Annotated in this window: 8 protein-coding genes; 7 read left to right on the top strand and 1 reads right to left on the bottom strand. The window is 53.9% G+C overall.

Annotated elements, in window-relative coordinates; all coding sequences use genetic code 11:
* Nucleotides 1-304: 304 nt before the first annotated feature.
* From JSS95_15615 to JSS95_15605, 3 genes are all read left to right on the top strand, one after another.
* Entirely contained in the window at nucleotides 305-1,066 is a 762-nt protein-coding gene (locus JSS95_15615; GenBank protein MBS1801240.1) for a DNA methylase, read from the top strand.
* 243 nt (nucleotides 1,067-1,309) lie between these two features.
* Entirely contained in the window at nucleotides 1,310-1,678 is a 369-nt protein-coding gene (locus JSS95_15610; protein MBS1801239.1) for a PadR family transcriptional regulator, read from the top strand.
* Nucleotide 1,679: 1 nt separating this feature from the next.
* Nucleotides 1,680-4,319: an ABC transporter permease gene (locus tag JSS95_15605; protein MBS1801238.1), complete on the top strand. Its 2,640-nt coding sequence runs from the start codon at nucleotides 1,680-1,682 to the stop codon at nucleotides 4,317-4,319.
* Nucleotides 4,320-4,435: 116 nt separating this feature from the next.
* Here JSS95_15605 and JSS95_15600 read toward each other — a convergent pair whose 3' ends face one another.
* A complete protein-coding gene (locus JSS95_15600; GenBank protein ID MBS1801237.1) occupies nucleotides 4,436-4,939 on the bottom strand; it encodes an ATP-binding protein in 504 nt (167 codons plus the stop codon).
* Nucleotides 4,940-5,219: 280 nt separating this feature from the next.
* On the opposite strand from JSS95_15600, the gene JSS95_15595 reads away from it, so the two are divergent.
* From JSS95_15595 to JSS95_15580, 4 genes are all read left to right on the top strand, one after another.
* Entirely contained in the window at nucleotides 5,220-5,570 is a 351-nt protein-coding gene (locus tag JSS95_15595; protein ID MBS1801236.1) for a PadR family transcriptional regulator, read from the top strand.
* A gap of 25 nt (nucleotides 5,571-5,595) precedes the next feature.
* Nucleotides 5,596-6,588: an ABC transporter permease gene (locus JSS95_15590; GenBank protein MBS1801235.1), complete on the top strand. Its 993-nt coding sequence runs from the start codon at nucleotides 5,596-5,598 to the stop codon at nucleotides 6,586-6,588.
* Nucleotides 6,585-7,679 carry a hypothetical protein gene (locus tag JSS95_15585; protein MBS1801234.1) on the top strand — a complete coding sequence of 365 codons (1,095 nt, stop codon included), beginning with the start codon at nucleotides 6,585-6,587 and terminating at the stop codon, nucleotides 7,677-7,679. Before JSS95_15590 ends, JSS95_15585 begins: the two co-directional genes overlap by 4 nt.
* Before the next feature lie 87 nt (nucleotides 7,680-7,766).
* Nucleotides 7,767-13,118, top strand: a complete 5,352-nt coding sequence (locus JSS95_15580; protein ID MBS1801233.1) for an Ig-like domain-containing protein — start codon at nucleotides 7,767-7,769, stop codon at nucleotides 13,116-13,118.
* Nucleotides 13,119-13,210 lie beyond the last annotated feature (92 nt).

Here is a 13,210-nt window from a genome sequence, read left to right as displayed (position 1 = left end):
TGAGTGCAATTTCTCTATGAGGATCTGATGGTTCAGAGTTGGATTGCTCGTTCGTCGATGTTCCCTCCAGCAGTATGTGTTCTCCGCTGACTCGGGCACGCGCTCGGGGTAATCCCGGCGTCCTGCGGCACGGCAGACCTCTGCTTTTCCGGTTCCTCCCATAACAAACTTTCCGCAAACAACGCGGCAACTTTCTTTCGGGTCCCTCCGAAAAAGCGGTCCTTGGCCTTGGAAGCCGGACCCACTCGCTTAGCTCCGCTCTGTGTGCCCCGAGTCATCGGGAGACCACCTACGGAGCGACATCATGCAGACGAATCGAATCAACCAAACCTCAGTTCCAACCAATACAGTTCTTCATGGAGATTGCATCTCGATTATGCGTAGCCTGCCGGCCAACAGCACCGACTTCATCCTGACCGATCCACCTTACCTGGTTCGGTATCAAGACCGGGATGGACGCTCTATCCAGAACGACAGCAACTCTGACTGGCTCATACCGGCATTCAGCGAAACATATCGAGTTCTCAAACAGGACCGGTTTATGGTCTCGTTCTACGGCTGGACACAGGTCGATAAGTTCTTCCACGCATGGCGTAGCGCAGGTTTTCACATCGTCGGCCATCTCGTCTTCCGCAAGCAGTACGCATCGAAGTCACGCTTTCTGAAGTACCAGCACGAACAGGCCTATCTGCTGGCAAAAGGGAATCCAGCACTCCCGGAGAATCCGACCCCGGACATGATCGATATGCCTTACTCCGGCAACAAGCTTCATCCCACCCAGAAACCGGTAACAGCCCTGAAGCCGCTGATCGAGGCCTTTACGCAGAAGCAGGATTTAGTTCTAGATCCATTCTGCGGTTCAGGTTCGACTCTGCTGGCAGCGAAGATCCTCAATCGCAGATATCTCGGCATCGAACTCGACGGACAATACCATGCAGCCGCTACCAAGCGGCTGCATCCTGATGGCATTCGTCCGAATGGAGGATTTTACTCGCCGCAGAGAAGGCAGGCGTCAAGGCCCGTGCCGCCAGTTGGCGGTGCGCTGCAACTTTCGGTAATTAACTAGACCAGTTTCGCAACCTTGACTCCTGCTCTGCGACGATCCATTTACCTGTCATTGCTAGAATGCCAATTGTCTGCTTAGAGTCATTGATTAACAAGAGAGAGCTTTTCGTTACCTATCCTGCTTCCATCACAGGAATCATTATCAATGAGTGACTCGGGCTGAAGTCATCATTCGATGATCCGTCGACTGATTGCTTCTTGACAGGTGATGGTCGGATAACTACCCTCGGTCATCGAGGATCGAATGACTTCTGTCAAAGAACAGGGAAAGCAGCGAGCCGCGATTCTGCAGGGAACGCTGGATATGCTGATACTCAGGACGCTGCTCTATGGGCCTGCCCACGGACACCAGATCGGAAAGCACATCCAGCAAACAACAAACGACTTCCTGCAGATGCAGCATGGCTCGCTCTATCCGGCGCTGCACCGCCTGGAGGGACGAGGCTGGGTCGCGTCCAAATGGGAGACAGCTCCTGATCGCAATCGGGAGTTCAAGTATTACCAGCTGACGGAAAAGGGCAAAAAGCAGCTCCTGGTTGAAGAGTCGCAGTGGAAGCAGATGATGGAAGCGGTTGCCCGCGTGATGTGGCCTGCCTCCTCCAAGGAGGGCTGAGATGCGATGGTGGCAGATTAACAAACGGAATGCGGATCTTGAGCGCGAGCTGCGTGCGGATCTCGAGCTCGAAGAAGAGGAACAATGCGAACGTGGCATGCCGCCGGATGAGGCGGTCCACGCCGCCCGCCGCGCCTTCGGCAACATCGCTCTCATCCGCGAGCAGACGCATGAAGCCTGGGGCTGGGCCCCGGTCGAGCGCTTCTGGCACGACATTCTCCACGCCCTACGCTCGGCACGTCGGGCACCTCTGCTCTCCGCCGTGGCCATCCTCGCACTGGCCTTTGGCATCGGCCTCAACGCAGGTGTTTTCACACTGTTGAACTCACTCTTTCTTCTGCCGCCAACCCTCAAAGACGCGCACAGCTTCGTGCAGGTCTATCCACGCTACACGGGTTGGTTCATGCGCGAGGATCAGTACTCCTCGTTCACCACAGAAGACTATGACTCCATGCGCAGCCGCTCAAAGGCCCTTGAAGACATCGCCGCATGGCAGGTCTCGTCCCCAACGCTCGACGAGGGAAAGCCGAACGCAACAGTGCTGGCCACCTGCAACTACTTCCATGTCTTCGGCATCGATCGCCCGCTTATGGGACGCTTCTTCGCGTCAGGCGACTGTAGCCGAGGTTCCGCCACACAGATAGCTGTAATCAGCGAATCCACATGGAAAACCGAGCTAGGCGGCGACTCTAGCATCATCGGAAAGACGATTCGCCTGAACGGCTCGCTCTTCCAAGTCGTCGGCATCGTCTCCTCAGACGCAGCAAACTTCCTGCCTGGCGGCGTCTTCATCCCCTACACGACAGAGCCGATGCTCGAACAGGGCAGAGACTCGCTCAACAGCCCGTCTACACCATGGCTCGCGGTAGCAGGTCGTTTGCGCCCCGGTTTCTCTCGATCCGATGCGCAGTCCGAGCTATCAACCATCATGAGCCAGCAGGACCGCGCCTACGTCAAGCGTCAGGTCTCTGCCTTCAATCGCAAAACGGTTCTCGTCCTTACCAACGGATCGTTCATCGAAAATCCTGCCATTCGCGATCGCGTGGTCGCGATGATGATCTTCATCTTGGGGCCGCTCACGCTCATTCTGCTGCTGGCATGCTGTAACGTGACGATGCTCTTTCTCTCGCGCACCGTTACGCGACGCGGTGAGATCGCCGTTCGTCTGGCGCTTGGTGCTGGACGCGGACAGCTCGCCCGCATGCTTCTGGCCGAGAGCCTGATGACAGCTGCCGTCGGCGGGGCACTCAGCATCCTGCTTGTCTACCGCGTCCCACTGATGATCATGAATGTCATCAACGCCAGCCGGGCCAGAAGTGTCTTGATGATTCACCCCAATTGGCTAGTGTTCTGCTATCTCGCCGTTCTCGTTGTGCTGGCGACCATTATCTCTTCGCTCATGCCTATTCGTGCCGCGTGGAAACTCGACCTGCTTACTGCGTTGAAGGGGCGAGAGGCTGCTGCCACTATGCGTTCCCGATCCACCAGCGGACTGATCATCGTGCAGATCGCCCTTGGCTTCGTGCTCGTATGCGCGGCCGTGATGTTTGGCCGCCTGCCCAGCCTGATCACCGGCATGAACCCAGGCTTCGATATGCGCCACACGATAGGCGTGCCGGTCAGAGTGGACTCGTCGGCTGCGAACCGCGCCAACGCACTCACCTTCAACCGCACCCTCGAATCGCGCATCCTCGCGATCCCCGGCGTCCTGTCGCTTGCCTACGCCAGCCTTGGGCCCTTTCGCCGGGTTCCCCCAACCGAGATTCGCCTGCCTGACCAGACCGCGGGACAGGGCAAACCTACCTCGGTCAATAACGTCTCGAGCGGCTTTTTTTCAACCTTCGACATCCCGCTGATCAAAGGCCGCGCCTTTAACTCCGCCGATCCCACCTCACCCAATGCGGACTCCGTCGCAATTGTCTCCCAGGCATTCGCAAGAGAATTCTGGCAGGCAGAGGATCCCCTCGGCAAGTCGATCATCACGCCTGATACCCGCCGCCTCACCATCGTTGGCCTTGCAGCGGACACACAGTCTGAAAGCTTCGGCGTCACCGATGGTCCGCGCCTCTATACACTCCGCGATCCATCCACACTGGACGGTGGGCTTTTCGTACGTTTCTCCGGCGATCCAAAACCCGTTGAGAACGCGATCAGAGACACGGTGAGGTCTCTCGACCGCACACAACTGATTGCCCCGGAGAGCATATGGGAATCCCTCGAAGCCGATGCCGAGCAGATGCGTTCGCTGGCCGGGATCATCCTCATCATGGCCTCCATCGGATTGCTTATGGCTGTTGTCGGCGTCTACGGAGTTCTTTCCTTCGCCGTCAATCAACGCACCCGCGAGTTTGGAATCAAGATGGTGCTCGGCGCAGATCGCGGCACCATCTTCCGTTCTGTCACCAGGCAAGCCCTTCGCAACACCCTCTTCGGACTTCTCTGTGGAACTGCACTCGCAGAACCCGCGATGTTGGCACTAGCGCGATTTCAGTCCGGGTCTCCGCTTCCTCTGCGCGGACTCAACATGTTCGTCTTCGCAGTCTCCGCATTCCTCCTGGCAGCCGTGTCGCTGGCCGCCGCCTGGTTTCCCGCGCTACGCGCCACGCGCGTCGACCCAATGCAGGCCTTGCGAACTGAATAATGGGCAAATCCATCCATTCTCTTGCCAGTTGTTGGTAAATCGCCGAGTCACTCATCGCGATGGGATTAGTAAACAGAAGCCGAGATATCGGTACTGAACCGCAGGCCGTGCTCAGCTCACGATTGGGAACGGATCGCGGAGGGAAGCTCATCCTTCTGCGGTGGTTCGTAGAGGCGTTCCGCGAAATCGAACATAGCTGGTGTCACTTGAAAGGCGAAAGTTGCGCCACCGTTTTCGTTCCGTCCTTCCAAGCGTTCTCGCCTGACCTCTTTGTCGCTCTCAAGAACGTGCCACTCGACCTTGTAGTCACTAGCGGCGGCTCTCTGATTGACCTTATTACGACGCTCCCGGCGGATAAAGCCCCAGTCAAGTACCACGTTCACGTCACGCCGCAACAGTTGCTCGACAATCTGCCAGGATTGTTCCTCACAACCGTCAACGCGTTCTGAAAACCATGCAAAGTCGCTTGGACCTGAACCTACGGGGATATCCTTACCGAAGAGCGTGTTCATCCACTTGTCTATGGAGAAAACAATTGCACCGTTCTGTTTGGCGAGAGTTGTCGAATAAGTGCTCTTACCGGATGCAACTGGGCCGCACACGCAATAAATCGTTGCCACTCGACTACTCCTTTGTGCGAAAACAGGCACGTACCAATGAAAGTTTACAGGAGCTATCGGCAGAACTCGCCCTCTAAGTCCTGTGAAACGCGTTCCGTCAACGAGTGCCAAATCGCCAATGCACTCATTGATGACGAATCGGCCTCTGCCGATTTCGATGACTGTGGCGGCTGTTCTCGCCAGTTGACCTCAAAACCTCACCCCCGGAAAGGGTTCGACCGAATTTCTTGTTGAGAAAAAGACTATACTTGTTCACTCTATGCCTGTAGCAAACAAGCCTATGACAGAAACGACTTCTCGCGATCTATTTCCTGGTGCACTCGAAATGATGATTCTCGAGTCGCTTCGCCGCCAGCCAGCCCACGGATATGCGCTGGTCCAACACATTCAGCAACGATCCAAGAATCTGCTTCAGGTGGAAGAAGGTTCGCTCTATCCGGCGCTGCAGAGGCTGCTCAAGGCAAAGCTGGTAAAGGCGGAGTGGGGCATCTCCTCAAACAATCGCCGAGTGCGAACCTACCAGATCACGGCTTCAGGTCTGCGCCATCTGGAACAACAGATCTCCAGTTTCGAACGCATGTTCGCAGGCATTGCACTGGTCCTTGATACGAGCAAGGGCACAGCGAACTGACGGACCAATCAAGAGGAGTTCCCAAATGAGCTGGATACCAGATATATTTCGTCGCGGCAAGCTTTACGAGGAACTCTCCGAGGAAATTCGTCTTCACGTGGAAGAGCACGCGGAGCAGTTGATGGGCGAAGGCATGAGCCGCGAGGAAGCCGAGAAAAAAGCCCGTCGAGCTTTCGGTAACCGGACAGTACTGGAAGAGCGCAGCCGCGAAGTGTGGCAGTGGCCAACCGTGGAGAGCATTGTTGCTGATGTGCGATTTGCACTACGGCATTTGGGTAAATCCCCCGGATTTACGCTGACGGCCATACTGACATTGACATTGTGTATAGGTGCGAATGCAGTTGTCTTTAGCCTGCTGAATGGGCTAGTGCTGCGTCCGCTGAACGTTTCGGACGGGCAAAACCTCTACCAGATTGAGGTTGGCAAGGGCCATTCTCCCGGGATGTCGTATCCCGATTACGTCGATTTGCGTGACCGCAATCGGAGCTTCGACGGTCTCATAGCTTACGAAATATCAACGGCTGGTCTGGATACGGATGGAAACCCATCTCCGGTCTGGTTGTACACGGCAAGCGGCAATTACTTTGATGTATTGGGAGTTCATCCTTATTTAGGTCGCTTCTTCCACGGTACAGATGAGAATGGGCCGAACAGCGCTCCTTACATTGTGTTCAGTTATGCCTTTTGGCAGAGCCATTTCCAGGGAGACACAGGTGTGGTGGGCCGTACTGTTCGACTGAACAAGTTTGCCTACACGATTCTTGGGGTCGCGCCGCCGGGGTTTCGCGGCACCGAAGCGTTTTATACGCCAGCGTTTTGGGCACCTCTCGTGAATCAGCAACAGATTGAAGGATCGAGCAACCTGGACAAGCGCGGAAGTCAGGGGCGGTGGGTCATTGGACACCGCTTTCGGTCAGCAGTACTGCGACTGGGCAAATCTTCAATCTCTCCTTCAGTGGAACTGCTGGCCAGATCGTCGATCTTGCCTTCACTAATGGCACGTACAACACCTGCGTGAGATACACGATCCTGAACCCTAACGGCAGCACATTGTCTAACCCGCTAAGTTGCGGCTCAGGCAATTTATCGACAGGCAATCTGACGCTGCCTGGCACCGGGACATACTCGGTGTGGCTCGACCCTGGCAACGGAGTTGGTGGAGTAACAGCAACCCTAACGCAGGAGATAAACCAGACGCTGCAATTCAATACGCCGCTTTCGGTGAGCAGTACGTTGGCTGGACAAATCTTCGATCTCACGTTCAGCGGAACAGCAAGCCAGGTTATCGACCTTGCCTTCACCAATGGTTCGTACAACACGTGCGTGCGATATACGATCCTGAACCCGGATGGAAGTACATTATCTAACCCGCTAAGTTGCGGCTCAGGTAATTTATCGACAGGCAATCTGACACTGCCGAGTACGGGGACGTACTCCGTGCTGATTGATCCGGGCAACGGGGTGGGCGGGGCAACAGCAATGCTGACCCAACGTAGTAACCAAACACTACAGCTGAATACTCCTGTTTCGGTGAACAGTACGTTGGCTGGGCAAATCTTCAATCTCACTTTCAGCGGAACAGCAAGTCAGGTCATCGATCTCGCCTTTACCAATGGCACGTACAACACGTGCGTGCGATATACGATCCTGAACCCGGACGGCAGTACATTATCTAACCCGCTAAGTTGCGGCTCAGGTAATTTATCGACAGGTAATTTGACACTACCAAGTACTGGAACCTACTCAGTCTTGCTCGATCCCGGCAACGGAGTCGGTGGAGTAACGGCAACGCTTACGCAAAGGATCAATCAGGCCCTTCAATACAACACACCTCTCACGGTGAGCAGTACGTTGGCTGGGCAAATCTTCGATCTCACATTCAGTGGGACAGCTAGCCAAGTCATCGATCTCGCCTTTACCAGTGGGTCGTACAACACGTGCGTGCGATACACGATCCTGAACCCGGACGGCAGTACGTTGTCTAACCCACTAAGTTGTGGTGCAGGCAATCTCGACACTGGCAATATGACGCTGCCCAGTACGGGAACGTACTCGGTGCTGATTGATCCCGGCAATGGAGTTGGTGGAGTGACAGCAACGTATCACTAGCTTATTGAGCCCGACAGCAAAGGTAGTCGGAGAGTATCAGTATCACAGACTAAACGAAGCCAATGTTCCAACGATTGAGAGCGACCTATGAGCGTAAGTGTTGAGAAACTAATATCGACTGGTTGGCGTATCGCTGTTGCCACTATCCTTCTTGGCCAGTGCAGTGTTCCCCGCGTGGCTGCTCAACGTACAACTCGTGGGTTTGATCGGCCCTCTACGAGGGTGCTGGAACGGGCTTATTTTAAAAATGCTTCATACTCATCTGTTGGCACGGCAGTTTCTGCAACCAACGCGAAAGACGAAAAGATAGCGGGCAATACATTCACTCTGCTGCCTAATGGCAATCTACTTTCTATTGGCGGTCAGGTTGGGAATCATCCAACCACGGCAGTCTTTATCAGGGACCTCGCAGCCGACACATCCAGGCAGCTCTCAAATGGTCTCGTAGAGGCGCGGTACGGCCACACCGCGACGGTTTTACCCAACGGTGCTGTTCTCATCTTCGGTGGTATCGGATCAGATGGGCAAGTGCTGCAGGACGGTGAAATATTCGACCCAGCGACCCTCACTTTTCAGGCCGTCAACACAGCCGGTCTTACCCCTCGCGCGTTTCATACCGCAACTCTGATCACGGATGGCCGGGTACTGATCGCTGGAGGCATTTCAAAATCTGGCAAATCGACGGATACATTGGAGGTTTGGGATTATCGGATCTCTCTTGGTCAGCCCGCCTCTTTTAAGTTGCGGATTGCGAGGCAGGCGCACACTGGATCGTTACGGTCCGACGGTTCAGTTCTTTTGTGGGGAGGAATTGATGCTGAAGGTAAGCAGCTGACGACGGGGGAGATCATCTATCCAACGCTTCAACTGACTCAGATTCTGCAGAACAAACCCGTTGATAGTGATACGGCAATCCCATCCATCTCAGAATCCATTCCCTTGGATGGAGCACAAGATGTCCCTCTATCCGTTGTCGTCGATTTGAGGTTCTCAAGACAACTAGCAGTCACAAGTATCACGGATAAAACCGTTACGCTCCGCGGACCGAAGGGAAATGTCCCTGTATCGGTTATTCCTGCCGAGGCTGGAATGCTCGCCTTTGTTACTCCATCACAGGAGTTGCTTGCCGGGAGCGAATACGTCTTGGCTATTCAAGGCGCGACGGATACTTCTGGAACGCAGCTTTCAGATACGACTATTCGCTTCACGACAGAGGGTGGCGCACAATCCCCCGCAGCCCCCAGCGGTGCACCGCCAGCTCCGGCTGATCCGTTCAACTCTCCTGCACGAAAGTTGCCTCCATTGCAGGCGCACAAAGGAGTAACTGCTGTTTCCGGCCAAGTGTTACAGCTCAACGGCGAGCCGCTGCTCAACACAACACTACAAATCGGAGACCGTGTTACACGCACGGACCGGACCGGACGCTTCTTGCTAACCGACGTTCCGAGCGGTCACCATGTGATGTGGATTGATGGTTCGACAGCGCAAAACAGGGATTTGACCTACGGGATATATGAGGACGGCGTCGACATCGTGGCAAAGAAGACGAATGTCCTCGATTACACCATTTGGATGACGGCGCTGGATACCACGGACGAGGTGACTCTCCCCTCTCCAACCGATCGAGAGATGATCGTTACCAACGCACTTCTGCCAGGGCTCGAACTCCATTTACCGGCGGGAGCGGTCATTCATGATCGAAACGACAAACTTGTTACGAAAATTGGAATCACTCCAATCCCAGTCAATCAGCCACCATTCCCGTTACCAAAGGGTGTCAGAGTGCCTATCTACTTCACAATCCAGCCGGGAGGCGCTTACCTAGAGGGATATGACGAACCAGGTGGAACGCAAGGTGCGCGCTTATTTTACCCAAACACATACAACCAGCCACCGCAGTCATCATTCAATTTTTGGAATTACGATGCGGACTCAAAAGGCTGGTATGTATACGGCCAAGGATTCGTGACGGCCGACGCGAAGCAGGTCGTTCCCAACCCGGGTGTCGTCATTTATGAATTCACAGGGGCTATGGTTGGTGGACCCCCCGGCCCTCCGTTAGGTCCGCCTCCTGGGTGTACTGGGCCGCCAGCTACTTGCGTCGCAGGCGATCCAGTCAATTTGGAAACGGGACTGTTCGTGTACAGCAAGACGGACCTCGCCTTGCCCGATATTATTCCAATCCAGCTGACGCGTACATATCGCCAGATGGACCCTGTTTCACATGCATTTGGTATCGGAACGATGTCAAACTATGACATCTATCTTATCGGTGATGGTAGCGCCTATACGTATATGGATCTTATTCAACCGGACGGAGGGCGCATTCACTACGACCGCGTTTCGCCCGGGACCAGTTGGACCGACGCAGTACTCAAATGCCTCGTTGCTTCGACGCCATACTACGGCTCCCAGATCGTTTGGAATGGAACCGGCTGGACACTCAGCATGAAGAATGGATCAAAAATGTTTTTCCCCGAGAGCAGCGGGGCAACAAACTTTTTGCAGGCGGCGTTGATCGGTACAACTGACCGGAATGGAAACGCCCTGACATTCACTCGGGACCCGAACAACAATCTGACCCGTATTACATCGCCGAACGGAAGATGGATTCAGTACACCTACGATCCCTCGAACCGGGTCACACAGGCGTCCGATAACGCCGGCCGTACCGTGTTCTACACATACGACACGAATGGTCGGCTCAGCACAGTAAAAGATGCTAACAGTGGGACGACTACCTTTGGCTACGACACCAACAATAACATGACAACCATCAAGGACCCCAGGAATATCACCTATATAACGAACTACTATGACACTCATAATATGGTGTCGAAACAAGTCATGGTCGATGGCTCTACCTACTTATTCAAGTATGTGTTGAACAGCGGGGGAATCGATACTACCTATGTCAAACAAGGATTAACTGCCAGCGAGACCGATGTAACCGATCCACGAGGCAATGTTCGCAAGGTCTTCTTTAATGCGGATGGATTCATGAGCTCGGAAATTCGTGCATCCGGGAAGCCGGAGCAGCAGGCTGTCACCTACAACGTTCAGGCAGGAACAGGGCTTTTATTGGGAATCACAGATGGTCTCAACCGGACGACGAGCTACACGTACGACTCGATGGGCAACACAACAAGTGTTACGCACTTGAGTGGAACCCCGAATGCAACGACAACCTCGTTCGTATATGAGTCGCAATTCAATCAGTTAGCCTCTGTAACAGATGCTGTTGGGCGTACCGTCGCATTCCAGCACGACGCCACCGGTAATCTCATTGGGATTACGAATGCAGATGGTTCGAGCAGTTCGCTATCGTACAACCCCGCTGGCCAACTGGTATCTGCAACGGACGCTGCTGGGAACACTACACAAATGGCGTATTTGGGCGGCGATCTGAGTGGAATCACCGATCCTCTTCAACGAGCCATGTCTTACTTTGTGGATGAAGCGGGCAGAGTTGCTTCTATTACTAATCCTCTTGGCCAAAGTGTCCAAACGACTTTTGATTCCCTTAACCAAATTATGCAAATCGTCGATCCATCTGCTGGCTCGACAGCCTTTGGATACGATCCGAACGGAAATACGACAAGCGTAACCGACGCGCGAAACACGGCCAATCCCACAACGTTTATCTTCGACAACATGGACCGTCTTCAGACGAAGACCGATCCGTTGGGGAATCCAGATTCTTCAATCTACGATCCAAATGGGAATCTAATTCGTTATACGGATCGGCGCGGAAAGATAACATCTTACCAATACGACGGCCTCGACCGTTTAACCTTTGTTGGCTTCGGCACACAAGCCGGGCCTGCCTTTGAGAGCACAATCACATATACGTGGGATGCAGGCAATCGGCTGACGCAAGCATCCGACTCAATAGCAGGCACGATGACGGTCGGCTACGATAATCTCGATCACGTAGCGTCCGTTACCTCACCGCAAGGTTCCATAAGCTACACCACCGACGCCATAGGAAGACGCCTGACTATGACAGTCACCGGACAACCCCAGATCTCTTACTCTTACGACACTGGCAATCGGTTGACTCAGATCACTCAGGGTACAGTGAACGTTCAGCTAGGCTATGATTCCGTTGGCCGAAGGACAAGCATGCTGCAGCCCAATGGGGTTCTCGCTACCTATGCATACGACGCTGCATCGCAGCTCACCAGTCTTACGTATAGCAAAGCGTCTCTGCCTATAGGTGATTTGCAGTATAGCTACGATGGTGCCGGCCGCGAGAGTTCAGTCACCGGCAGCTTTGCACGAACCGTCTTGCCGCAGGCCATGACTGGGAACGTCTACAATGCCGCCAACCAGCTAACACAATCAAGGTCGATGCCTCTTACATACGACGTGAATGGAAATCTGACCAACGACGGATTGCACACGTATTCGTGGGATGCTCGCAATCACCTTGTTTCGATCGATTCTGGAGGCGCAGCTACATACGCTTACGATCCCTTCGGCCGGCGAATCACCAAAACCATATCTGGAGTGGCGAGCACAAATATCCTGTACGACGGAGCGAATCCGGTACAGGAACTTAGTGCCGGCTCACCTACTGCGAATCTGTTAACTGGAGGGGTTGACGAAATCTTCACTCGAACCGATTCGTCTGGGACGTCAACTTTATTAACTGATGCGCTAGGTAGTACCGTGGCGCTGACCGATACAAACGGAACTGTCCAGACTCAGTACAGCTATGAACCGTTTGGCAACACGACGGTATCGGGCGCATCCACTACGAACAGTTTTGCTTACACCGGGCGTGAGATCGACACTGCCGGTCTCTACTATTACCGCTCCAGATATTATAGTCCCGCGACGGGTAGATTTCTCTCAGAAGATCCCATCGGAATTGCTGGCGGCATCAATCTGTATGCTTACACGAGCAACAATCCATTGAACTACACAGATCCTCTAGGTACGTCAAACTCCATAGTCCATGTATACGAAACGTACCAAGGCGCGAGATCGGCGGAACTAGGAATGTTAGATTCCGCAACGCTCGGACTCATGGTTGCTGCCGTCGATTTCAATGGAACTCAAGATACTTCAGCTGTTGATGCAAATCAGCATGGAATGAGCGGATATCTCCCTGACGGTCCAGTTCAGACGCCAAAGGAGGCTCATGACGGTACTGCCGACTTTGTAAGATCTATGGCAGGCAGAAAGAACGGCCTGTGGGATTTTGCGCGCGGATTACATGCCGTTCAAGATTCATACTCCGGCTCTCATGATTATCGCCCTTGGTACGGTAATTCACGTAATATGGCTCACCAAGGTCCCGACGCTTATTGGCATCAGGACGCCATAGATGCAACCAGAGACTATCTCTCAGGAGCCGGTGCCGATGCTGTGAACCCCAACATGCCTCCTAAACCTTATTACGGGCGTAGGCCGACGCCATTCTGGTTCTAACAAATGCTAAGGAGCCATTCTTCGCTCACAAAGGCTTTGCACAAGTATCCATATTTATAGGAAGTGATTTTATGATCGCAGAATAACACCCT

The sequence above is a fragment of the Acidobacteriota bacterium genome, assembly GCA_018268895.1.
Lineage (GTDB): Bacteria > Acidobacteriota > Terriglobia > Terriglobales > Acidobacteriaceae > Edaphobacter.
The sequence above is the reverse complement of the archived record's forward strand: the minus strand, read 5'-3'. Positions and strand labels throughout refer to the sequence as shown.